Source organism: Achromobacter pulmonis (assembly GCF_002885955.2).
In the GTDB taxonomy this organism is placed as follows: domain Bacteria; phylum Pseudomonadota; class Gammaproteobacteria; order Burkholderiales; family Burkholderiaceae_B; genus Achromobacter; species Achromobacter pulmonis_A.
The window spans coordinates 420,036-441,804 of the sequence record NZ_POQS01000004.1; the positions used below are offsets into that span (position 1 = coordinate 420,036).

20 protein-coding genes and 2 pseudogenes are annotated in these 21,769 nt (G+C 68.5%); 15 read left to right on the forward strand and 7 right to left on the reverse strand.

Annotated elements, in window-relative coordinates:
* The first annotated feature begins 3 nt into the window (after window positions 1-3).
* Genes C1I89_RS17130 through C1I89_RS17155 form a run of 6 tightly spaced genes read left to right on the forward strand, consistent with a single transcriptional unit; the run spans window position 4 to window position 6,291 of the window.
* Window positions 4-2,970, forward strand: a complete 2,967-nt coding sequence (locus C1I89_RS17130; RefSeq protein ID WP_102773877.1) for a formate dehydrogenase subunit alpha — start codon at window positions 4-6, stop codon at window positions 2,968-2,970.
* A 10-nt stretch (window positions 2,971-2,980) separates the two neighbouring features.
* A complete protein-coding gene (fdh3B, locus tag C1I89_RS17135) occupies window positions 2,981-3,622 on the forward strand; it encodes a formate dehydrogenase FDH3 subunit beta (protein ID WP_102773878.1) in 642 nt (213 codons plus the stop codon).
* A complete protein-coding gene (locus tag C1I89_RS17140) occupies window positions 3,622-3,852 on the forward strand; it encodes a hypothetical protein (protein ID WP_102774160.1) in 231 nt (76 codons plus the stop codon). Before fdh3B ends, C1I89_RS17140 begins: the two co-directional genes overlap by 1 nt.
* A gap of 13 nt (window positions 3,853-3,865) precedes the next feature.
* A complete protein-coding gene (locus tag C1I89_RS17145) occupies window positions 3,866-5,023 on the forward strand; it encodes a formate dehydrogenase subunit gamma (protein ID WP_102773879.1) in 1,158 nt (385 codons plus the stop codon).
* 22 nt (window positions 5,024-5,045) lie between these two features.
* Entirely contained in the window at window positions 5,046-5,426 is a 381-nt protein-coding gene (locus C1I89_RS17150) for a hypothetical protein (RefSeq protein WP_102773880.1), read from the forward strand.
* Window positions 5,427-5,436: 10 nt separating this feature from the next.
* The gene (locus C1I89_RS17155; RefSeq protein WP_102773881.1) at window positions 5,437-6,291 is read left to right on the forward strand and encodes a formate dehydrogenase accessory sulfurtransferase FdhD; all 855 of its coding nucleotides are present in this window, start codon (window positions 5,437-5,439) and stop codon (window positions 6,289-6,291) included.
* Here the strand turns inward: C1I89_RS17155 and C1I89_RS17160 are convergent, their stop codons facing one another.
* Window positions 6,292-7,395 carry a substrate-binding domain-containing protein gene (locus C1I89_RS17160; RefSeq protein ID WP_102773882.1) on the reverse strand — a complete coding sequence of 368 codons (1,104 nt, stop codon included), beginning with the start codon at window positions 7,393-7,395 and terminating at the stop codon, window positions 6,292-6,294. It abuts the gene before it with no gap.
* A gap of 155 nt (window positions 7,396-7,550) precedes the next feature.
* On the opposite strand from C1I89_RS17160, the gene C1I89_RS17165 reads away from it, so the two are divergent.
* Genes C1I89_RS17165 through C1I89_RS17175 form a run of 3 tightly spaced genes read left to right on the forward strand, consistent with a single transcriptional unit; the run spans window position 7,551 to window position 9,807 of the window.
* Window positions 7,551-8,288 carry an ABC transporter permease gene (locus C1I89_RS17165; RefSeq protein ID WP_102773883.1) on the forward strand — a complete coding sequence of 246 codons (738 nt, stop codon included), beginning with the start codon at window positions 7,551-7,553 and terminating at the stop codon, window positions 8,286-8,288.
* Window positions 8,285-8,995 carry an ABC transporter ATP-binding protein gene (locus tag C1I89_RS17170; protein WP_102773884.1) on the forward strand — a complete coding sequence of 237 codons (711 nt, stop codon included), beginning with the start codon at window positions 8,285-8,287 and terminating at the stop codon, window positions 8,993-8,995. The genes C1I89_RS17165 and C1I89_RS17170 overlap by 4 nt, the downstream gene beginning before the upstream one ends.
* Window positions 8,992-9,807, forward strand: coding sequence for a substrate-binding domain-containing protein (locus C1I89_RS17175; protein ID WP_102773885.1), 816 nt, complete (start codon window positions 8,992-8,994; stop codon window positions 9,805-9,807). The genes C1I89_RS17170 and C1I89_RS17175 overlap by 4 nt, the downstream gene beginning before the upstream one ends.
* On the opposite strand, the gene mobB is transcribed toward C1I89_RS17175, so the two are convergent.
* The 5 genes from mobB to C1I89_RS17200 form a co-directional block, all read right to left on the reverse strand.
* The gene (gene mobB / locus C1I89_RS17180; protein ID WP_102773886.1) at window positions 9,801-10,337 is read right to left on the reverse strand and encodes a molybdopterin-guanine dinucleotide biosynthesis protein B; all 537 of its coding nucleotides are present in this window, start codon (window positions 10,335-10,337) and stop codon (window positions 9,801-9,803) included. The genes C1I89_RS17175 and mobB overlap by 7 nt on opposite strands.
* A gap of 8 nt (window positions 10,338-10,345) precedes the next feature.
* Window positions 10,346-11,626, reverse strand: a complete 1,281-nt coding sequence (moeA, locus tag C1I89_RS17185; protein ID WP_102773887.1) for a molybdopterin molybdotransferase MoeA — start codon at window positions 11,624-11,626, stop codon at window positions 10,346-10,348.
* Window positions 11,623-12,216: a molybdenum cofactor guanylyltransferase MobA gene (gene mobA, locus C1I89_RS17190; protein WP_102773888.1), complete on the reverse strand. Its 594-nt coding sequence runs from the start codon at window positions 12,214-12,216 to the stop codon at window positions 11,623-11,625. The genes moeA and mobA overlap by 4 nt, the downstream gene beginning before the upstream one ends.
* Before the next feature lie 72 nt (window positions 12,217-12,288).
* Window positions 12,289-13,452: a putative sulfate/molybdate transporter gene (locus tag C1I89_RS17195; protein ID WP_258231464.1), complete on the reverse strand. Its 1,164-nt coding sequence runs from the start codon at window positions 13,450-13,452 to the stop codon at window positions 12,289-12,291.
* Between the two features lie 9 nt (window positions 13,453-13,461).
* Complete coding sequence (locus C1I89_RS17200; RefSeq protein ID WP_258231465.1) at window positions 13,462-14,223, reverse strand: Crp/Fnr family transcriptional regulator; 762 nt, start codon at window positions 14,221-14,223, stop codon at window positions 13,462-13,464.
* Window positions 14,224-14,372: 149 nt separating this feature from the next.
* On the opposite strand from C1I89_RS17200, the pseudogene C1I89_RS17205 reads away from it, so the two are divergent.
* From C1I89_RS17205 to C1I89_RS17230, 6 genes and pseudogenes are all read left to right on the forward strand, one after another.
* Window positions 14,373-14,894, forward strand: a pseudogene (locus C1I89_RS17205) (ABC transporter substrate-binding protein); the annotation flags it as partial.
* A 13-nt stretch (window positions 14,895-14,907) separates the two neighbouring features.
* Window positions 14,908-15,738 (forward strand): annotated as a pseudogene (locus C1I89_RS17210) (ABC transporter substrate-binding protein); the annotation flags it as partial.
* Window positions 15,739-15,748: 10 nt separating this feature from the next.
* The gene (locus C1I89_RS17215) at window positions 15,749-16,663 is read left to right on the forward strand and encodes a 3-keto-5-aminohexanoate cleavage protein (RefSeq protein ID WP_102773889.1); all 915 of its coding nucleotides are present in this window, start codon (window positions 15,749-15,751) and stop codon (window positions 16,661-16,663) included.
* 14 nt (window positions 16,664-16,677) lie between these two features.
* Window positions 16,678-17,454: an SDR family oxidoreductase gene (locus tag C1I89_RS17220; protein WP_102773890.1), complete on the forward strand. Its 777-nt coding sequence runs from the start codon at window positions 16,678-16,680 to the stop codon at window positions 17,452-17,454.
* 97 nt (window positions 17,455-17,551) lie between these two features.
* The gene (locus tag C1I89_RS17225) at window positions 17,552-19,672 is read left to right on the forward strand and encodes a LamG-like jellyroll fold domain-containing protein (RefSeq protein ID WP_102773891.1); all 2,121 of its coding nucleotides are present in this window, start codon (window positions 17,552-17,554) and stop codon (window positions 19,670-19,672) included.
* 104 nt (window positions 19,673-19,776) lie between these two features.
* Window positions 19,777-20,043 (forward strand): hypothetical protein, encoded by a 267-nt coding sequence (locus C1I89_RS17230; RefSeq protein WP_102773892.1) that lies wholly within the window; start codon window positions 19,777-19,779, stop codon window positions 20,041-20,043.
* A 19-nt stretch (window positions 20,044-20,062) separates the two neighbouring features.
* Here C1I89_RS17230 and C1I89_RS17235 read toward each other — a convergent pair whose 3' ends face one another.
* A complete protein-coding gene (locus C1I89_RS17235) occupies window positions 20,063-21,685 on the reverse strand; it encodes a methyl-accepting chemotaxis protein (RefSeq protein ID WP_102773893.1) in 1,623 nt (540 codons plus the stop codon).
* Window positions 21,686-21,769: the final 84 nt, after the last annotated feature.

Here is a 21,769-nt window from a genome sequence, read left to right on the forward strand (position 1 = left end):
GGCATGTTGCTGACCAAGAAAACCAGCGGAGCCGCCGGCGGCTCCGAGTCCAGATTCGTCCAGAGCCTGCGCCGCGGCATGGCCCAGGCCCTGCCCACCATGGACCGGCGCGCCTTCCTGCGCCGTTCCGGCCTGGGCGTGGGCGCCGGCCTGGCCGCCGGCCAGTTGACGCTGCTCACGCGCGCGCAGGCCGCCGAGGGCAAGAACGGCGTGGCCGTCGGCAACACCAAGATCGAAGTCCGCCGCACCGTCTGTACCCACTGTTCGGTCGGCTGCGCGGTCGACGCCGTGGTCGAGAACGGCGTCTGGGTGCGCCAGGAGCCGGTGTTCGATTCGCCCATCAACTTGGGCGCGCACTGCGCCAAGGGCGCCTCGGTGCGCGAGCACGGGCACGGCGAGCACCGCCTGCGCTATCCCATGAAGCTGGTCAACGGCAAGTACCAGCGCATCAGCTGGGACACCGCCTACCAGGAAATCACCGCCAAGCTGATGCAGCTGCGCAAGGAAAGCGGCCCGGATTCGGTGTACTGGATCGGCTCTTCCAAGCACAACAACGAGCAGTCGTACCTGCTGCGCAAGTTCGTCAGCTTCTGGGGCAGCAACAACTGCGACCACCAGGCGCGCATCTGCCACTCGACCACCGTGGCCGGCGTTGCGAATACATGGGGCTACGGCGCCATGACCAATTCGTACAACGACATGCAGAACGCCAAGGTGGCGCTGTACATCGGCTCGAACGCGGCCGAGGCCCACCCGGTGTCGATGCTGCACATGCTGCACGCCAAGGAAACCGGCTGCAAGATGATCGTGGTCGATCCGCGCTTCACCCGGACCGCGGCCAAGGCCGACCAGTACGTGCGCATCCGCTCGGGCACCGACATCCCCTTCCTGTTCGGCCTGCTGTACCACATCTTCAAGAACGGCTGGGAAGACCAGGCCTACATCGATGCGCGCGTCTACGGCATGGACAAGGTCAAGGCCGAAGTCCTGGCCAAATGGACGCCCGACAAGGTCCAGGACGCCTGCGGCGTAGACGAGGCGACCATGTACCAGGTGGCCAAGACCATGCACGAGAACCGCCCCGGCACGCTGGTGTGGTGCATGGGCCAGACCCAGCACTCAATCGGCAACGCCATGGTGCGCGCCTCCTGTATCGTGCAGCTGGCGCTGGGCAACGTCGGCAAGTCCGGCGGCGGCGCCAACATCTTCCGCGGCCACGACAACGTGCAGGGCGCCACCGACGTGGGCCCCAACCCGGATTCGCTGCCGGGCTACTACGGCCTGGCCGAAGGCTCCTGGAAGCACTTCGCCCATACCTGGGGCGTGGATTACGACTGGATCAAGAGCCGCTACGCCTCGCCGGGCATGATGACCAAGCCCGGCATCACCGTGTCGCGCTGGATCGACGGGGTGCTCGAAAACCCCGACCTGATCGACCAGGAAACCAACCTGCGCGCGGTGTTCTATTGGGGCCACGCGCCCAACTCGCAGACCCGCGGGCTGGAAATGAAGCGCGCCATGGACAAGCTCGACCTGCTGGTGGTGGTCGATCCCTATCCGTCGGCCACCGCCGCCATGGCCGCCATGCCCGGCAAGCCGGAAGACCTCAATCCCAACCGCGCCGTGTACCTGCTGCCGGCGGCGACCCAGTTCGAGACCAACGGCAGCTGCACCGCCTCGAACCGCTCGCTGCAATGGCGCGAGAAAGTCATCGAGCCGCTGTGGGAGAGCCGCACCGACCACATGATCATGTACCAGCTTGCCGAGAAACTCGGGTTCGCCAAGGAACTCTGCAAGAACTACAAGATGCAGAAGGTCAAGGACATGGACGAGCCGGTGGTCGAGGACATCCTGCGCGAGATCAACGCCACCTGCTGGACCATCGGCTACACCGGCCAGAGCCCCGAACGCCTGAAGGCGCACATGCGCAACATGCAGATGTTCGACGTGAAGACGCTGCGCGCCAAGGGCGGCAAGGACGCCGAGACCGGCTACGACCTGACCGGCGATTACTTCGGCCTGCCCTGGCCCTGCTGGGGCAATCCCAGCCTGAAGCACCCGGGCACGGCCAACCTGTACGACACCAGCCTGCACGTCATGAACGGCGGCGGCAACTTCCGCGCCAACTTCGGCGTGGAGCGCGACGGCGTGAACCTGCTGGCCGAGGACGGCTCGCACTCCAAGGGTGCGGAGCTGACCACCGGCTATCCGGAATTCGACCACGTGCTGCTCAAGAAGCTGGGCTGGTGGGACGACCTCACCGCCGAGGAAAAAGCCGCGGCCGAAGGCAAGAACTGGAAGACCGACCCGTCCGGCGGCATCATCCGCGTGGTCATGCAGGTGCACGGCTGCTACCCGTTCGGCAACGCCAAGGCGCGCGCCGTGGTCTGGAACTTCCCCGACGCCATCCCACAGCACCGCGAGCCCATCTACGGCACGCGGCCCGACCTGGTCGAGAAATACCCGGCCCAGGCCGACCTCAAGACCTTCTGGCGCCTGCCCACGCTGTACACCTCGCTGCAGCAGAAGAACGTGGCCGAGAAGCTGTACGAGAAATTCCCGCTCATCCTCACCTCGGGCCGCCTGGTCGAATACGAGGGCGGCGGCGAGGAAACGCGTTCCAACCCGTGGCTGGCCGAGCTGCAGCAGGAAATGTTCGTCGAGCTCAACCCCAAGGCGGCCGCCGACCGCGGCATCCGCAACGGCGACCGCTGCTGGGTCCACACGCCCACCGGCGCGCGCCTGAACGTGCAGGCCCTGGTCACCGAGCGCGTCGGCCCCGACACCGCCTTCATGCCGTTCCACTTCTCGGGCCGCTGGCAGGGCCAGGACATGCTGGCCCACTACCCGGAAGGCGCCGCGCCCATCGTGCGCGGCGAGGCGGTCAATACCGGCACCACCTACGGCTACGACTCCGTGACGATGATGCAGGAAACCAAGACCACCATCTGCAACATAGAAAAGGCTTAAGGAGAGCGCCATGGCCCGTATGAAATTCGTCTGTGATGCGGAACGGTGTATCGAGTGCAACAGCTGCGTCACCGCCTGCAAGAACGAGCATGAAGTGCCCTGGGGGGTCAACCGGCGCCGCGTGGTCACGCTCAACGACGGCGTGCCCGGCGAGAAGTCGATCTCGGTGGCCTGCATGCACTGCAGCGACGCGCCCTGTATGGCGGTGTGCCCGGTGAACTGCTTCTACCGCACCGACGAAGGCGTGGTGCTGCACAACAAGGACACCTGTATCGGCTGCGGCTACTGCTCCTACGCCTGTCCTTTCGGCGCGCCGCAGTTCCCTTCCGAGGGCAATTTCGGCGTGCGCGGCAAGATGGACAAGTGCACCTTCTGCGCCGGCGGCCCGGAAGAACACGGCAGCGCGGCCGAGTTCGAGAAGTACGGGCGCAACCGCCTGGCCGAAGGCAAGCTGCCGGCCTGCGCCGAAATGTGCTCGACCAAGGCGCTGCTGGCCGGCGACGGCGACGTGGTGGCCGACATCTTCCGCAACCGCGTGGTGCAGCGCGGCAAGGGCGCCGAAGTCTGGGGCTGGGGCACCGCCTACGGCTCGCAGCAGGCCGGCCAGCCGTCCCAGCAACAGCAGCAGCAACCTGCAAAGGCCAAGCCATGATGATTGCGCGCATATCCCTGCTGGCCGCCGTCGCGCTGCTCGCGGCCTGCAGCGAACCGTCGCAGGCGCTGATGACCGGCAAGAACAATAATGCCGGCAAGCCCTACTACGACGGCACGGGCAGCAATTTCGTGGCTTCCGGCTGGAAACCCGGCGACAAGAACAGTTGGCAGCAAGAGCTGAAGACCCGCACGCAGCGTGGCCAGAACGAATACACGCGCGTGCATTGATCGGGAGCTTGCCATGATACGGTCACTACTCGCGGCACTGGTGATAGGCCTGGCGGCGCTGGCGCCGGCGGCCGCCCAGAATGCGGCGCCCGCCGGCGGCGGCCTGGGCAACATCCAGAGCGCCAACATCTTCGAGGTCAAGCCCGACGCCAACGAGTTGCCGGGCTATGCCGAGCAGACCAACGCCGAACGCGCCAAGGTGCAGCCGGGCAACAACGCGCCGATGTGGCGCCAGGTCAATTCCGGCGAACCCGGCTATTCCAGCCTGCCGCGCAGCCAGGCGCCCGAGGCCGGCGTGCTGATCCAGCGCTTCGTGCAGTACCCCGGTTCGGACTACACCACCGCCGGCGAGGCCTGGCGCCAGGTGCGCAACAACTGGATCATTCCGTACGGCGGCGGCCTGCTGCTCATCATGCTGGTCGCCATCGTGCTGTTCTACCTGGCCAAGGGCAGCATCAAGGTGCACGAGGCCCCCACCGGCCGGCGCATCGAACGCTTCACGTATTTCGAGCGCGCCGCGCACTGGGTCAACGCCACCGCCTTCGTGATCCTGGCGCTGTCCGGCATCGTGATGGCCTTCGGCAAGTTCTTCCTGCTGCCCATCATGGGCAGCGCGCTGTACGGCTGGATGACCTGGGTGCTGAAGACCGTCCACAACTTCGTCGGGCCGGTGTTCGCGGTGTCGCTGGTGGTGGTGCTGCTGACCTTCATCAAGGACAACATCCCGCGCCGCTACGACCTGATCTGGCTCAAGAAGGGCGGCGGCCTGCTGCGCGCCACGCACGTGCCTTCGCACCGCTTCAACGCCGGCGAGAAGATCATGTTCTGGGGCGGCATGCTGTTCCTGGGTCTGATCGCGGTGGTGTCGGGCCTGTTCCTGGACAAGGTGGTGCCCGACCTGGACTATTCGCGCGGCAACATGCAGATCGCCCACATGGTCCATGCGGTGTCCGTCGTCCTCATGACCTGCATGATCATGGGTCATATCTACCTCGGCACCATAGGCATGCAGGGCGCGTTCAAGGCCATGAAGACCGGCTACGTCGACGAAACCTGGGCGCGCGAGCACCATCAGCTCTGGTACGACGACATCGAGGCCGGCAAGATCCCCGCGCAGCGCACGCCGGACAAAGGCGCCAAGACGCGCCCCACCCGCCCGGCCGGCGTCTGACGGCCCGCCACCAGGAGCCCGCATGAAAAAGCTCGCTGCAATACTGATCGCGCTGGCCGCCGTGCCGGCGGCCTACGCCAAGCTGCCTCCGCCCAGCGCCGAGGCCAAGGCCCGCGCCGACGAGACCGCGGCCAAGGCCGCCTGGTCGGCCAAGGTGGACGCCTACCGGCTTTGCCAGGCGCAGGACCGCGTGGCAGCCGCGTATTACGCGCAGGCCAAGGCCGCCGGCAAGACTCCGCGTCCGCCCGTGGCCACCGCCGGCTGCCAGGACCCGGGGCCTTTCGCCTACGTGCGCCCCGAGGAAAAACCGCGCGAGACCTCCGGCGCGCATTCGCCCGCCGGCACGGCCACCCAGCCGCCCAGCACCGCCACGCCCGCCGCCGACAGCAAGCCCAAGCCTTGATTCCGTACCGATGACCGCGCCGTTGCCCCGCATGACCGCCGCCCGCGCCCCGCTGACCCGCGAGGTGTGGGTGATAGACGAACACGGCCGGCGCGAGGCGCTGTCGATCCCGGCCGAACGGCCGCTGACCGTCTACGTGGACCGCCGCGAAATCGTCACCCTGATGACGCTGGGCGCCCTGCCCGAGCTGCTGGTGCTGGGCTACCTGCGCAACCAGCGCCTGGTGCGCGGGCTGGACGAAGTCGTCAGCGTGACCGTGGACTGGGAGGTCAACGCGGCCGCCGTCGAAACCCGCAACGGCATCGCCGACATCGAGGCCCGCACCAAAAAGCGCGTGGTCACCACCGGCTGCGGCCAGGGCAGCGTGTTCGGCGACCTGATGGAAGAGATCGACAGCATCCGCCTGGCGCCCGAGGCGCGCCTGGGCCAGGACGAGCTCTACGGCCTGCTCAACGCCATCCGGCTGCAGGAGACCACCTACAAATCGGCCGGCTCGGTGCATGGCTGCGCGCTGTTTCGCGGCGCCGACATGCTGATGTTCGTCGAGGACGTCGGCCGCCACAACGCCATCGACACCATCGCCGGCTGGATGTGGCTGCAGGGCGCGCAGGGCCAGGACGGCGCCGACAAGGTGTTCTACACCACCGGGCGGCTGACGAGCGAAATGGTGATGAAGTCCGCGCAGATGGGCGTGCCCATCGTGGTCTCGCGCAGCGGCATCACCCAGATGGGTTATGAAATCGCCCAGCAGCTGGGGCTGTGCGCGATCGGACGGGCGATCAACAAGCGCTTCATCTGCTATACGGCGCCGGAGCGGCTGCGGTTGCAGCCGGAATTGGCGGGGGAGCGGGTCGGGGCCGCCTGATCACCGCCGCTTCGGCTTCCCCCCGAAATCCCACCAAGGCAGGCTCCGCCGCAGCGACAACACCTGCCCGCTATCCGTAGGCGTATACCCCGGCATTCCCGCCAGCAGCGCCTGCCATTGCGCGCTGCGCAGGATTTCCATCAAGGCCAGCGTGGACGGCTGCTCCAGCGTGGACTTCAGGCACACCAGGAAATAGTTCTCCCGCACCAGCGGCACGAAATCCAGCCGTTCGCGCACGGCGGCCGAGGCGATGCCCAGGCCGGCGTCGGCGCTGCCCGAGGCCACCGCATGCGCCACCGCCTTGTGCGAAGGCTCGGTGCGCTGGTAGCCGTCGACGGCGCGGGGGTCTATTCCGGCCTCTTCGAGCAGCTCGTCGAACAGCACCCGGGTGCCCGTGCCCAGCGCCCGGTTCACGTAGCGCAGGCCCGGCTGCGCCAGGTCCGCGACGCCGCGCAGCCGGCGCGGATTGCCGCGCGGCACGATCAGGCCCTGGTCGCGCTGGGCGAAACCGATGATCTTGTGCAGCCCCGGCCGCAGCAGCGGCTTGTAGGCCCGCTCGCTGCGCGAGCCGGGCGGCGGCTGCTGGCGGGCATGGAAGCCGGCCATCACGCAGCGCCCCTCGTTGAGCGCGCTGATCGCGTCCAGGCTGCCGGCGTAGCGCACGTCCAGGTGCAGCTTGGCCGAGGCGACCGCGTATTCCTGCAGCGCCGCCAGCGCGTCGTCGTGGCTGGCGTACAGCGGCACCACGTGGGCGGCGTTGTCGAAAGCCACCGCGAAGGTGCGCTCCAGCTCGGCGCGCAGCGCGCTGATCTGCGGCGCCAGCCTGGCCTGCGCCTGGCGCTCGGCCCATAGCAGCTTTTCGCCGAATTCGTTCAGGCGCGCGGGCTGGCCCTTGTCCCAGACGATGAGGGTGCGGCCCAGCGTCTGCTCCCAGCGCTTCAGTTCGCCCCAGACGTGACGGTACGACAGGCCCAGGGCCTTGGCCGCGGCCGAGATCGACCCGTGCTCGCGCACCGCGAACAACAGGTCCATGAGGGCGTTGCGGATCTGGGCTGGTTGCGCGCCTTGGGCGCCCAGCAGATAGGTGAGTTCTATGCTGTGCACGGCGGCGTAGTATGCCTTAAAACTGCCTCGAAAACCCGGGAACGGGTTGCAGGAAAGCGTAGCGCAAAGCCGCGTGCGGCGCTATGCAATTCCCTTCATATGGCTCGGCGCCAAGGCATGCGATACCCTCGTCCGGGGAGACAGGGACAACACGCATGAATACTCTTACGGAGAGCGTGCAGACTGCGCTGCGGCTCATCGTTTCGCTCGACTCTACGCTGCTGGCCATCGTCGGGCGCTCGCTCGCCGTCAGCGTGACGGCCTGTATCCTGGCCTGTACGCTGGGCATGGCCGCCGGCGCGTGGCTGAGCGTGGTGAACTTCCGCGCCAAGCCGGCCGTGCTGACCCTGCTCAACACGTCGCTGGCCCTGCCCTCGGTGGTGGTCGGCCTGATCGTCTACCTGCTGCTGTCGCACTCCGGCCCGCTGGGTTTCCTGGGCTGGCTGTTTTCCTTCAAGGCCATGGTGCTGGCCCAGACCATACTCGTGCTGCCCTTCGTCACCGCGCTGGTGCGCCAGACCGTGGGCGACGCCGAAGCCGACCACGGCGAACAGCTGCGTTCGCTGGGCGCGCCGCCGCCGCTGCGCGGCCTGCTGCTGCTGTGGGACGAACGCTTCGCCCTGGTCACCATCGTGATCGCGGCCTTCGGGCGCGCGATCTCCGAGGTCGGCGCGGTCATGGTGGTGGGCGGCAATATCGACGGCTATACCCGCGTCATGACCACCGCCATCGCGCTGGAAACCAGCAAGGGCGACCTGCCGATGGCGATGGCGCTGGGCCTGGTGCTGCTGGCCGTGGTGCTCGCGCTCAACGTCCTGGGTGCCATGGCGCGGCGCTGGCACGAGCAGCGCGACGCCGGCGTCGCCGCCGCGCTGGCGCGCGAGGCGCTATGAACGCGCTGTTCGACCTGGACGGCGTGGACCTGCGCTACGGCGCCGTGCAGGCCCTGCGCGGCGTGCGCCTGAGCATCGCCGCCGGCGAACGCGTGGCGCTGGTTGGAGCCAACGGCAGCGGCAAGAGCACGCTGCTGCGCGTGCTGCACGGCCTGGCCCGCCCCAGCGCCGGAAGCGCGCGCTGCCTGCCCACGACGCGCCAGGCCATGCTGTTCCAGCACCCCTACATGCTGCGCGCCTCGGCCCTGAACAACGTCGCGCTCGGGCTGTGGCTGCGCGGCACGCGCTGGGGCCAGGCGCGCGAGCGCGCCGCCCAGGCGCTGCGCCAGGTCGAGATGAGCGAGCTGGCCGAGCGCAACGCGCGCAGCCTGTCCGGCGGGCAGAAGCAGCGCCTGGCGCTGGCGCGCGCCTGGGCGCAAGCCCCCGAAGCCCTGCTGCTGGACGAACCCACCGCCAGCCTGGACCCGCACTCCAAGCGCGAGGTCGAGAACCTGATGCAGCGGTTCAGCGCCGACGAATCGGCCACCGGAAAAGCAGCCACCATGATCTTCGCCAGCCACAACCTGGGCCAGGTGCAGCGCCTGGCCGACCGCGTCATCTACCTGGACCACGGCCGGGTGCTCGTCGATCTGCCCGTGCACGATTTCTTCAACGGCCCCCTGCCCGAAACCGCAAGCCTGTTCCTCAAAGGAGAACGTATCCTATGAATCCGCTCAAACCCTTGCGCTGCGGCGTCGCCCTCATCGGCCTGGCGGCCGCGCTCGCCGTGCTTCCCGTGCGGGCCGAGACCATCACCATGGCCTCGACCACCTCGACCGAACAGTCGGGCCTGTTCGCGCACCTGCTGCCGGCGTTCAAGGCGGCCAGCGGCATCGACGTCAAGGTGGTGGCGCAAGGCACCGGCCAGGCCCTGGACACCGCGCGCCGCGGCGACGCCGACGTGGTGTTCGTGCACGACCAGGCGGCCGAAGAGAAATTCGTGGCCGACGGCTTTGCGGTCAAGCGCTATCCGGTGATGTACAACGACTTCGTGCTGATCGGCCCCGCGCCGGACCCGGCGGGCGCCAAAGGCAAGGACATCGTCGCCGCGCTCGGCAAGCTGGCGGCCGCCAACGCGCCCTTTATCTCACGCGGCGACAAGAGCGGCACGCACGCGGCCGAGCTGCGCTACTGGAAACAGGCCGGCCTGGACGACAAGGGCGGCGGCTACAAGGAATGCGGCTGCGGCATGGGCCCGGCCCTGAACATGGCCTCGTCGATGGACGCCTATGTGCTGTCCGACCGCGGCACCTGGCTCAGCTTCAAGAACCCCGGCGACCTCAAGGTGCTGGTCGAGGGCGACAAGCGGCTCTTCAACCAGTACGGCGTGATGGTGGTGAACCCGGCCAGGCATGCGCACGTGAAGGCGGCGGCGGCCCAGAAGTTCGCCGACTGGGTCACCTCCAAGGCCGGCCAGGACACCATCGCCAGCTACAAGATCAACGGCCAGCAGCTGTTCTTCCCCAACGCGAATCAGTAGGCGCCGGCGGTGGCCGCCAGCACCTTTTCCAGGGGCCAGGCATGCGCCTGGACCAGGTCGGCCACGGCTTCGTAGTCGTCCAGGCCGACCCAGGGCAAGCCGGTTTCGGCAGGCGGCGGCGCGTCGCTGGCGATGGCGCCGATGCTGGGGTCGTCCGGATACAGCCAGGGCTTGGCGTTGGCGGCCCGGTGCACTTCGATCTTCAGGTGCGGGCTGCGCTTGAAGCCCTCGACCAGCACCAGGTCCACCGCGCGCATATGGCCCAGCAGCTCGCCCAGCCCCGGCTCGGGCGCTCCGCGCAATTCGTGCATCAGCGCCCAGCGCGTCGAAGACGCCACCAGCACCTCGCAGGCGCCCGCCTCGCGATGCTGGTAGGAGTCCTTGCCCGGGTGGTCGATATCGAAGGCGTGATGGGCATGCTTGAGCGTGGATACGCTCAGGCCGCGCGCCTTCAGCACGGGAATCAGGCGCGTGAGCAGCTGGGTCTTGCCCGCGCCGCTCCATCCGGCGAAACCTATCACTCGGGTCATGCGGCGCCTCAGATCAAGCCGTCGAAAGGCAGCACGTCCACGTAGGCGCCCGCGGCGATGTCGCCCTGCTCGTGCCCCAGCACCAGCAGGCCGTTGGCCTGGCTCATGCTGCGCAGAATGCCCGAGCCCTGCGAACCGGTGATGTGCGCCTGCCAGCCGCCGTCCTCGGCGCGCGTGACGATGGCGCGCTGGTATTCGGTGCGGCCGGGCTTTTTGCGGATGGCCTTGGGCGTCACGCAGCGCAGCAGCGGCAGGGCCTGCGGCGCGGCCCCGCCCATGGCCAGGATCGCGTCGCGCACCAGGGCGTAGAAAGTGACCATCACGGCCACCGGATTGCCCGGCAGGCCGAACAGGATCGCCTGCCCGATGCGGCCGATGGCCAGCGGCCGCCCCGGCCGCATGGCGATGCGCCAGAACAGCACGTCGCCCAGGCGCGCCATGACTTTCTTGGTGTAGTCGGCCTCGCCCACGCTCACGCCGCCGGACGTGATGACCACGTCCGCGTTGGCGGCCGCGGCGGCGAAGGCGGCTTCGAGCGAGGCCTCGTCGTCGCGCACCACGCCCATGTCCAGCACTTCCACGCCCAGGCGCTGCAGCATGCACCACAGCGTGTAGCGGTTGCTGTCGTAGACGCAGCCTTCGTCCAGCGGCTGGCCGACGGAGCGCAGTTCGCTGCCCGTGGAAAAGAACGCCACGCGCACGCGGCGGCGCACGGCCACCTCGCCGCGGCCCAGCGAGGCCAGCATGCCGATGTCGGCGGGCCGCAATATGCGCCCTGCCGCCAGCGCCGGCTCGCCGCGCGCCAGGTCCTCGCCGGCCAGGCGGCGGTTGTCGCCGGCGCGCAGCATGCCCGCGGGCACGGCGATGGCGCCGTCTTGCACCTGCACGAATTCCTGCGGCACCACGGTGTCCAGCCCGGCGGGCATCACCGCGCCGGTCATGATGCGCACGCATTCGCCCGGCCCGGCCTGGCCCGTGAAATTCTCGCCCGCGCGTCCGCTGCCGGCGATGCGCAGCACGGTGTCGCCGTCGGCGCGCAGGTCGGCGCCGCGCAGCGCGTAGCCGTCCATGGCGGAGTTGTCGTGCGCCGGCACGTCGATGTCGGAGATGATGTCGGCGGCCAGCGTGCGGCCCAGCGCGGCGCGCAACGGCAGCACCTCGGTGGCGCTCAGGCGCGGCACCAGCCGGTCGATGAATTCGCGCGCCTGCCCGATGGGCAGGGCGTTCGGGTCATAGCCATCGACACAGGAAGCGATGGCCGCGAGGGTCGCGGGACGATCGGTGCTCATGATTGAAGCTGCTGCAGTTCGGTTAGGGTGTTGGCGCCGGCGAACGCGTGCGCGTCCTCGAACAGCACCTCGACACAGACATGGCTGGCGGTCCAGACGTCGATCTTGCGCTGGCCGCTGTCGAGAAACGCCAGCAGGCTGCCCAGCAGCGAGGTCTTGAGCAGGCAGAACACCGGCTGCGCGCGGACCGCTCCGCCCTCGCCCGTGGCCACCATGGCGATGTCGGCCCCGGCGTGCTCGAGCCCGGCCGCCAGCCGCTCCACCATGTCCGGCGGAAACAGCGGCGAATCGCAGGGCACGGTGACCAGGTATTCGGTTTCGCAGCGCTCCAGCCCGGCGGCGAAGCCCGCCAGCGGCCCGGCGAAATCGGCGCTGGCGTCGGGCCATACCGGCGCGCCCAGCGATTCGTAGGCCGCCAGGTTGCGGTTCGCGTTGATCATGATCTCGCCGACCTGCGGCCCCAGGCGCAGCAGGGCGTGCATGGCCAGGGGGATGCCCTGGAAATTCTGCAAGCCCTTGTCCACGCCTCCCATGCGGCTGCCTCGTCCGCCGGCCAGGATCAACCCAGTGATTTGGCTTTTATTTATCATCGTACTCACGAGTTCCGGCCGCTGAGCGAGCGGCCTTGCGGTCATGGCGCCAGTATAGCGGCTGGCGTCCGTCTACAGGCGCAGCCAGCCGCGCCGCACCGCGTAGTGCAGCGCACAGCCCAGCAGGAAGCCGGCGGCCACGTTCCAGATGCAGACGGCGGCGCCGGCCAGCACCACGGCGCGTTCCTCGCGCGCCTCGGGCAGCGCGCCGTTGCCCACCGCCAGCTGCAGGCCGGTGATGAACAGCAGCACCCCCAGCACCGCCGGCGGAAACAGCTCGAACAGCGTCGCCACCGCGCCGCTGAAAAACAGCGCCAGCGCCAGCAGCAGCCCGCCCAGTATCACCACCGAGCCGCCGGTGCGCGCGCCGAACGCGACGTGGCCGGCCATGCCGCCGGCGCCGTGGCACATCGGCACGCCGCCGCTCAGGCCGGAAAACAGGTTCATCAGCCCCGTGGAAAAAGCCATCGTGCCCTCGGACACCGGGCGTTCGGGAAAAAGCCGGTTGTTCTCGTGGCTGATGGCCAGGATGGCGTTGCCCAGCGTCAGCGGAATCTGCGGCAGGACCAGCAGCACGATGGCCACGAACACCTGATCCCAGCCCACCTCCGACAGCGTCCATTGCGGCAGGCGCAGGGCCGGCGGCGTCGCCAGCAGGCGGTCCAGCAGCTCGGGCTGGCGCCACAGCCCCAGCGCCGCGCCGAACAGCAGCAGACAGAACATGGCGGGCATGCGCCGGCTGCGCAGCAGCGCCAGCGCCATCGCCCCCGCGGCCAGGGCCACCAGCAGGTCGCCGTGCATCATCTTCACGCCCTGCAGCATGAAGCCCACGCCCAGCCCCAGCAGGATCGCGTAGACCACCGTGGCCGGCACCCAGCGCGCCACGTGGCGCATGACGCCGCTGAGCGCCAGCGCCAGCCACACCAGCCCGGTCACCAGCGCGGCCACCTGCACCGCGCCCGGCGTGACCACCGCCGTCTGCACCGCCTGGATCGAGGCCGCGGCGCCGATGGCCTTCATGGGCTGCACCGGAATGGGCGTGCGGTAATACAGGCCGCAAGCCAGCATCGACACCCCGAAGGCGAACAGAATGCCGAACGGGTCCATGCCCAGCACGCCGATATAGGCCGCGATGAACGGAATCAGGGTGCCCAGGTCGCCGAAGGCGCCCGCCCACTCCATCTTGTCGTAGCGATTGGACGGCGAAACCGCCCGCGTAGCATCTGAATCGGTCATGTGAACAGGTTACGGCAGATTTTCCGGCCCGTCTCCGCGTCCGATCTGCGCGTATTGATGCAGCGCGTCGCGGTCCAGGATGGTCAGCCCGCCGTAACGCGTCTGCAGCACGCCGGCGCGCGCCAGGCGCGTCAGGGCGGCGTTGCAGCGCTGACGCGACACGCCGCACAGGCTGGCGATTTCTTCCTGCGAGATCTTCAGGCGCCCGCCGGTGTCGGAGTGCGATTCCGCCGCGAGCTGCGCCGCCACCGCGCGCGCCACCATCGTGTCCACGTCCAGCAGCACATTGCCGCAATAGCTGGCCATCAGCCAGTCCACGCGCTGCGCCAGATGCAGCATCAGCGCCTGGGTGAACGCGATGTTCTGCTTCCACAGCCGTTCGCACAGGTCGCGCGGCAGCACCACCACGCGGCTCGGCCGCAAGGCCATCACTTCGTACTCGAAACGCGCGCCGCGGATCATGGTGGCCTCGCCGAACCAGCTTCCGGTGCTGAAGCCGGCCAGCGACAGCGTCTTTCCCTGCGCGCCGCTGGACGACCACTTCACCAGGCCGTCCACCACGCCGTACCAGCCCGGCGAGCGCGAACCCGCGCGAAACAGGTATTCACCCTTCCTTAGCGACACCACGCGCAGCGCGGCGCGGATCTCCTGGCGCTCGGCCGGCGGCAGGCCGTTATACCAGGGCACCACCTCCAGCATCCTGTCCACCGCCGCCTGCGCCTGACGTGGCCCGGCGCGCAATGGCTGGTCCCCCTTGTCCGCAGACGCCATGCCCATTATTTCCTCATCAGGCTGTGGCGCCCGCCCAGGTAAACCCTAGGCTTCTTTGTCACCATGGTGACTGTCCGCGCGGCGGGTCCGACCACAGAATAAGAATGCTCATCGGCCAAAAAACATAAGAGGAGACATGAATGTTGTCAATGTCGCACGCGATGTCCGCCGCAGCCGCCTGCGGCGCCCTCCTGCTGGCCGCGCCCGGCGGCGCGCAGGCGCAGTTCTCGGATGACGTCATCCGCATCGGCTTCATCACCGATCTTTCCGGCGTGTATTCGGGCCCGGACGGCCCCGGCGGCGCCCAGGCCATCAGGATGGCCATAGAGGAAATGGGCGGCGCGATCGACGGCAAGAAAATAGAGCTGCTGGTGGCCGACCACCAGAACAAGCCCGACATCGCCTCGGCCAAGGCGCGCGAATGGTTCGACCAGCGCGGCCTGGACATGCTGATAGGCGGCACGAATTCCAGCACGGCGCTGGCCATGTCCAAGGTCGCCGCCGACAAGAAAAAGCCCATCATCGTGGTGGGAGCGGGCTCGCCCGCGCTGACCAACGAGCAGTGCACGCCCTACACCCTGAACTACGCCTACGACACCGTCGCCCAGGCGCGCGGCACCGGCGGCGCGGTGGTCAAGGCCGGCGGCAAGTCCTGGTACTTCCTGACTGCGGACTACGCCTTCNGTGGGAGCGGGCTCGCCCGCGCTGACCAACGAGCAGTGCACGCCCTACACCCTGAACTACGCCTACGACACCGTCGCCCAGGCGCGCGGCACCGGCGGCGCGGTGGTCAAGGCCGGCGGCAAGTCCTGGTACTTCCTGACTGCGGACTACGCCTTCGGCCACGCGCTGCAGGCCGATACCACCACCGTGATCGAGGCCGGCGGCGGCACCGTGCTGGGCGCGGTCAAGCATCCGCTGTCGTCGGCCGACTTCTCCTCGTTCCTGCTGCAGGCGCAAAGCAGCAAGGCCGAAATCCTGGCCCTGGCCAACGCCGGCGCCGACACCATCAACGCGATCAAGGCGGCCAACGAATTCGGCGTCACCCAGACGATGAAACTCGCCGGCATGATGATGTTCATCAACGACGTCCACGCCATGGGCCTGCCCACCGCCCAGGGCATGTACCTGACCGACAGCTGGTACTGGAACGCCTCGGACGACGCCCGCGCCTGGGGCCGGGAGTTCTACAAGCGCCAGCAGGCCATGCCCTCCTCGCTGCAGGCGGCCGACTACTCGGCCGCGCTGCAGTACCTGCGCGCGGTCAAGGCCACCGGCACCGACGACGCGGACAAGGTGCTTGCCCACCTGCGCGCGAACAAGCTGAACGACATGTATATCAAGAACGGCGTGGTGCGGCCCGACGGCCGTGTCGTGCACGACATGTATCTGTTGCAGGTCAAGACGCCGGAGCAGTCCAAGGAACCCTGGGACTATTTCAAGGTCGTCCGCACCATCGACGGCAACGAAGCCTTCACCAAGCAGTCGGAAAGCCGCTGCGCCCTGTGGAAATAGCGAGCACGCCATGGCAAAACGCAAAGTGATCGTGACCATCGCCCCGACCGGCGGCATGGCGTTCAAGAGCCAGAATCCCCATCTTCCCACCCAGCCCCGCGAAATCGCCGAGGACGTCTACCGCTGCTACAACGCCGGCGCCAGCGTGGCGGCCCTGCACGCCCGCCGGCCCGACGACCAGGCCACCTGCGACGCCTCGATCTACCGCGAGATGAACCGGCTCATCCGCGACCGCTGCGATATCGTGCTGAACAACTCCACCGGCGGCGGCGTGCACGGCGACATGGTCAGGGAGACCACGCCCGGCACCTGGGAGATCCTGTGGGAGGAACGGCTCAAGGGCATGGACGCGGGCGCGGAAATGTGCACGCTGGACGCCACCACGCTGAACCTGGCCTTCGACGGCCGCGAGTACCTGATGAACACGCCGCTGAGCCGCGCGCGCGAACTGGCCGCCGGCATGAAGGCGCGCGGCATCAAGCCGGAATGGGAGGTTTTCAGCCCCACACACATCATCCAGGACGCCGCCACGCTGATCGGCGAAGGCCTGGACGACGGCCCGCCTTTCATCAACCTGGTCATGAACGTGCACCGCAACTTCCAGAACGCCATGCCGTTCTCGCCGCGCCACCTGCAGATGATGGTGGACCTGCTGCCCAAAAACAGTGTGTTCTGCGTCAGCGGCATCGGCCCCTCGCAGCTGGAGGCCAACATCAGCGCGCTGCTGCTGGGCGGCCATGCGCGGGTCGGGCTGGAAGACAACCTGTACTACCGCCACGGCGAGCTGGCCACCAACGTGCAGCTGACCGAGAGAATCGTGCGCATCATCCGCGAACTCGACATGGAGCCGGCCACGCCCGCCGAAGCGCGGGAGATCATGGGACTGCCGCGCGCCGGCGGCGTGCGGCCCGAATTCGCGGCATGACGGAGACCCCCACCATGAATGCATCGCTCAAGGGCAAGCGCGTCCTGGTCACCGCGGGCGCGAACGGCATCGGGCTGGCGATCGCGCGCCGGTTCCTGCAGGCCGGCGCCGAAGTGCACGCCTGCGACGTGGACGAGGCCGCCTGCCGCGCCGCCGCCGACGGCCATCCTGGGCTGGGCATGAGCGTGACGGACGTGTCTTCCGAAGCGCAGGTCCAGGCCCTGTTCGGCGTGCTGAAGGACAAATGGGACGGGCTCGACGTGCTGGTCAACAACGCCGGCGTCTCGGGCCCCACTAGCCGGCTCGAAGACACCACGCTGGAGGCCTGGCGCAACACGCTGGACGTGAATCTGACCGGCACCTTCCTGTGCGCGCGCAGCGCGGTGCCGATGCTGCGCGCGGCCGGCGGCGGTTCCATCGTCAACATCTCTTCGGTGGCCGGCCGTCTTGGATTTTCGCTGCGCACGCCCTACAGCGCCAGCAAGTTCGGGCTGGCCGGCCTGACCCAGACCTGGGCCATGGAGCTCGGCCCGTCCAACATCCGCGTCAATTCGGTGCTGCCCGGCGTGGTGGCGGGCGAACGGGTCGAACGCATCATCGCCGCGCGCGCCGCCGCCGGCGGCGTCAGCAACGACGAGATGCGCGCGCAGCTGCTGTCCGGCGTATCGCTGCGGCGCATGACCCGTCCCGAGGACATCGCGAACCAGGTGGCCTTCCTGTGCTCGGACGAAGGCGCGATGATCAGCGGCCAGAGCATATCGGTCTGCGGCAACGTCGAGCACCTGGGCTGAAGCCGGAGCCTCATCGTTATCTAGGACAAATCCTGTCATTGGCGCGTCACTCCGCACGAATATAAATGCGGCCTTTCACGTGCACTCAGGATTTGCGATGTCCACCTTCGATGACGAAACCGGCCTGCCGGCGCCCACGCGCCGCAACTTCCTCCGCGGCGGCCTGGCCGCGGCGCTGATCCCCGGCGCGGGGCTGCTGACCGCTTGCGGCGGCGACGACGACGATGACGATTCCGCCGCCGGCGGCGGCGAGAGCGGCGGCGAAACGCCGCAGCCCCAGCCCGAACCCGGCCCCGACGCCACCCAGGGTTCGCGCTTCGCGCTGGCGGTGCTGCCCGACACCCAGTTCTACGCCCGCTACGCCACGCTGGCGGAAAGCAGCCAGTACAGCCGCAAGTTCGGCAGCGAACCCTACATGGCGCAGACCTACTGGATCGCCGCCAACGCGGCCGCGCTGAACATTCCCTTCGTGACCCATCTGGGCGACGTGGTGGACCAGGCCGGCAAGCCCGACCAGTGGAAAGTGGCCGACCAGGCCATGCGGGTGCTGGAAACGGCCAAGGTTCCGTACTCGGTGCTGGCCGGCAACCACGACGTGCTCCGTTCGCTGGAATACGTGGACGCCTCCAGCCAGGCCAGCGGCACCGAAGCCCAGCGCGTGCTGGCCGACGAGCCCTATCTGCAATGGTTCAACCCCGCCCGCGCCAAGCGCATGAGCACCTTCCGCGGCCGCGACGCCAGCGGCTTCCACGAATACCACGTGTTCGAAGCCGAGGGGCAGCAGTTCATGGTGCTGTCGCTGTCGTGGCGCATCTCGGACGACGGCATCGCGTGGGCGCGCCGCGTCATCCAGGAAAATCCCGGCCTGCCCGTCATCCTGGTCAACCACCAGTTGCTGAACATCGACCGCGACGGCGTCAGCCCGCTGGAGACGGCCTACGGCAACATGCTGTGGGAGCGCCTGATCCGCGACAACGACCAGATCTTCATGACGCTCAACGGCCACCATCACGGCGCGGCGCACCAGACCCGCGTCAACGATTTCGGCAACAAGGTCGAAATCATGGTGGTCGACTACCAGATGGCCTACCAGGGCGGCAACGGCCTGATGCGCCTGTATGAATTCGACCTGACCCACAACCAGATCCACGTGCTGTCGTTCTCGCCGTGGGTGGTGCAAAAGCCGCGCGACACCCTGACGCAGTTCGACCAGGCCGTGCTGAAGACGGCCAACGAGCAGTTCACCATCGAGATGGACTTCGCCGCCCGCTTCTCCGGATTCAACAAGCAGTTCAAGCCCGGGGCGCAGCTGCGCGGCTCGCTGGTGGAGGCCGCCAGCGCGATGATACTGGCCGGCTACACCGAGCCCGAGGTCGAGGTCGCCCGCGCCCCGGCCGATCCCGAGGACTATCCCAAGGTGGCCAGCACCGTGGCGCACTGGCGCTTCACCGGCGGCGCGGCCGGACAGGCCGTGGCGGCCGGCCAGGTCATCGAGGACCGCGCCGGCCAGAACCCGCTGCGGCGCGCGGCCCTGAACGCCGAACCCGGCGTGCGCACGGCGCAGCTCGAAGACGTGCGCTGGAGCGACGACAAGCACTTCCTGTCTGCCGCCCCCGGCTCGGTGCAATTCGCCAACACCGACAAGAACGCCCAGCGCCTGAGCTACTTCCTGACCGACGCCGCCGCGCCGCTCAACGCCATGGACTTCGCCGCCACCGGCTACACGGTCGAAGCGTTCGTGAAGATCGACAAGAACTGGCGTTCCGACCTGCACGCCTGGATGAACATCATGACCCGCGACGGCCGGCGCGACGCGGTGCCGGGCTTCTCCGGCGGCGATGGCGAATCGCCGCCGCTGCTGTTCGCGGTCTCCAGCCTGCGCGAAATCCAGTGGGAAGTGGTCACGCCGCAGGCGGGCGCGCGCGCCCCGCAGGCCAGCTGGTCCGGCGAGATCATGGCCGACAGCTGGGTGCACATCGCCGTGGTGGCCGACCCGGCCGCGAAGGAAAGCATCATGTACATCGAAGGCGCGCCGGCGCTGCGCAACTCCGGCAACGCCACCGGCCTGGCCCCGGTGTCGGCCGCCATGCCGTGGGTGGTGGGCGCCGGCTCCTGGGACGGCGAACGCAGCGACGGCTTCTTCGGCAGCATCGGTGAAATCCGCATCGCCGCCGAGCCGCTGCCCTCGCAGCAGTGGCTGACCGCAAGACGCGGCTAGGCCACGGCGCGATCATCCGCAAGGCCGGCGCCGTGGCGCCGGCCTTGCTGCTTTTAAGGGCCATATCGACCGCAGTAGCATGAAAAACGTCGACAGGAGGCACCATGGAACAAGCAAAGTGGGATTTCCAGATCGAACATCCGGTCAACCAGGACGGCGCCTGGAGCATAGGCTACATGCTGATTCCGCCGCCCGGCGCGGCCGCCGAAGAGCGGATCGCCATCGACGAGCGCTTTCCGTCCGCGCAGATCGCGATCGAAGAGGCGACGCGGCTCGCGCAGATCCACGTCGCCGACCTCAACGGCGATACCGCCACCTTCGAAAAACCGACGGACGACGAGGTCCCGTTCGGCAAGAATCCGCGTTTCTAGCGCGCCCGCGGCCGCCCGCCTAGGCCGGCAACAACCTGGCTCGCAGCCGCGCCGGCGCGTCTTCCTGGCCGCGGCCGGCGTCGTCCGTCAGCCGGAACACGCCCACCGCGCCCACCAGTTCGCGCGCCTGGTCCTGCATCGACCCGGCCGCCGCCGCGGCCTGCTCGACCAGCGCGGCGTTCTGCTGCGTGACAACGTCCATCTGCGCGACGGCGCGGTTCACCTGCTCGATGCCGCTGGCCTGTTCGCGCGAAGCCGCCGCGATCTCTCCCATGATGTCGGTCACGCGCTGCACCGAAGCCACCACTTCCTGCATCGTGGCGCCGGCCTCCTGCGCCTGGCGCGAGCCGTCGGCGACCTTGCCGGCGGAATCCTCGATCAGCGCCTTGACTTCGCGCGCGGCCTGCGCGCTGCGCTGCGCCAGCGAACGCACCTCGCCCGCCACCACCGCGAAGCCCTTACCCTGCTCGCCCGCGCGCGCGGCCTCGACCGCGGCGTTGAGCGCCAGGATGTTGGTCTGGAACGCGATCGCGTCGATCACCGACACGATCTCGGAGATCTTGCGCGAACTGGCGGAAATCTCTTGCATGGTGCCGACCACCGCCGACACGGCGCTGCCGCCGCGCTCGGCAATGGCGCAGGCGCCGGCCGCGAGGCGGTCGGCCTGGCTGGCGTTGTCGGCGTTCTGCTTGACGGTCGAGGCCAGCTCCTCCATCGATGCGGCGGTCTCTTCCAGCGAAGCCGCCTGCTCCTCGGTGCGGCTGGACAGGTCGGCATTGCCCGCCGCGATCTGGCCCGAGGCGCTGGAGATGGTTTCCGCCCCGCCGCGGATGGCGCGCACGGCGCCGGCCAGTCTGTCCTGCATGTCCTGCAGCGCGTGCAGCAGGCGTCCGGTTTCGTCGCCCGCGCCCGCTTCGATGCGCTGGCTCAGGTCGCCGCCCGCCACCGACTCGGCCGCCTTGACGGCGCGCGCCAGCGGCCGCGTGACGGACCGCGCGACCCGCCATGCGAAAAGCGCGCCCAGCGCCAGCGCGATGCCCGCCAGGGCCAGATTCAGCCGCTCCGCCTGCCGCGTGATCTCCTGGCTGGCCTCGCCGGCCTGCCGCATCTCGGCGGCCTGCAGCCGCGACAGTTCGACGATGTGGTTCTGCAGGCTGTCGAGCAGGGGCAGCGTTTCTTCCAGCAACCGCTGCCGGGCCGCATCGCGCTCGCCATTCTTCAATTGCGCGCCCACCGCCTGGAACGACCGCACGTAGCGCCCGCGCACCTCTTCCAGCGCGCGCAGCCGCGCGCTGTCCTGCGCCGACGCGTACAAGGGCCGCAGCGCGGCCAGCGCCTGGTCTATGGTGCGGCGGTTCTGGTCGATCTGGACAAAGCGCTTTTCAGAAGCGGCCGGATCGGCGTCGACGATCAATTCCAGATTGGCGCGCGCGTTGGCGCGCGTCGTGACGTCGATGACCGATACCGCGCTGGCGCCCGCCCAGGTCTGCTGGATGATCGCCTGATTGATGCGCTCGATCTGCGCGAGCTTGTACTGCGCCGTGCCGGCCAGGGCCAGCAGCAGGGCGAGCACCGCGCCAAAGCCCAGGGCCAGGCGGGCGCCGATGGAGAGATTGCCGAAATTGATGCGAAAAACAGTCATGGGGTTCCAAGGTTGAACCAAGGGAAAACCCCAGTCTAAGTTTTGTGAAATATTTCACAATGTTTTTATCGCGTGGATTTGCGC

Coding starts and splice junctions, on each gene's coding strand:
- C1I89_RS17200 (WP_258231465.1), bottom strand. CDS start 14,223: ATGGCGTCTGCGGACAAGGGGGACCAGCCATTGCGCGCCGGGCCACGT.
- moeA (WP_102773887.1), bottom strand. CDS start 11,626: ATGAGCACCGATCGTCCCGCGACCCTCGCGGCCATCGCTTCCTGTGTC.
- C1I89_RS17175 (WP_102773885.1), top strand. CDS start 8,992: ATGAATCCGCTCAAACCCTTGCGCTGCGGCGTCGCCCTCATCGGCCTG.
- C1I89_RS17145 (WP_102773879.1), top strand. CDS start 3,866: ATGATACGGTCACTACTCGCGGCACTGGTGATAGGCCTGGCGGCGCTG.
- C1I89_RS17225 (WP_102773891.1), top strand. CDS start 17,552: ATGTCCACCTTCGATGACGAAACCGGCCTGCCGGCGCCCACGCGCCGC.
- mobB (WP_102773886.1), bottom strand. CDS start 10,337: ATGACCCGAGTGATAGGTTTCGCCGGATGGAGCGGCGCGGGCAAGACC.
- C1I89_RS17130 (WP_102773877.1), top strand. CDS start 4: ATGTTGCTGACCAAGAAAACCAGCGGAGCCGCCGGCGGCTCCGAGTCC.
- C1I89_RS17155 (WP_102773881.1), top strand. CDS start 5,437: ATGACCGCGCCGTTGCCCCGCATGACCGCCGCCCGCGCCCCGCTGACC.
- C1I89_RS17220 (WP_102773890.1), top strand. CDS start 16,678: ATGAATGCATCGCTCAAGGGCAAGCGCGTCCTGGTCACCGCGGGCGCG.
- C1I89_RS17230 (WP_102773892.1), top strand. CDS start 19,777: ATGGAACAAGCAAAGTGGGATTTCCAGATCGAACATCCGGTCAACCAG.
- C1I89_RS17215 (WP_102773889.1), top strand. CDS start 15,749: ATGGCAAAACGCAAAGTGATCGTGACCATCGCCCCGACCGGCGGCATG.
- C1I89_RS17235 (WP_102773893.1), bottom strand. CDS start 21,685: ATGACTGTTTTTCGCATCAATTTCGGCAATCTCTCCATCGGCGCCCGC.
- C1I89_RS17165 (WP_102773883.1), top strand. CDS start 7,551: ATGAATACTCTTACGGAGAGCGTGCAGACTGCGCTGCGGCTCATCGTT.
- mobA (WP_102773888.1), bottom strand. CDS start 12,216: ATGATAAATAAAAGCCAAATCACTGGGTTGATCCTGGCCGGCGGACGA.
- C1I89_RS17150 (WP_102773880.1), top strand. CDS start 5,046: ATGAAAAAGCTCGCTGCAATACTGATCGCGCTGGCCGCCGTGCCGGCG.
- C1I89_RS17170 (WP_102773884.1), top strand. CDS start 8,285: ATGAACGCGCTGTTCGACCTGGACGGCGTGGACCTGCGCTACGGCGCC.
- C1I89_RS17140 (WP_102774160.1), top strand. CDS start 3,622: ATGATTGCGCGCATATCCCTGCTGGCCGCCGTCGCGCTGCTCGCGGCC.
- C1I89_RS17195 (WP_258231464.1), bottom strand. CDS start 13,452: ATGACCGATTCAGATGCTACGCGGGCGGTTTCGCCGTCCAATCGCTAC.
- fdh3B (WP_102773878.1), top strand. CDS start 2,981: ATGGCCCGTATGAAATTCGTCTGTGATGCGGAACGGTGTATCGAGTGC.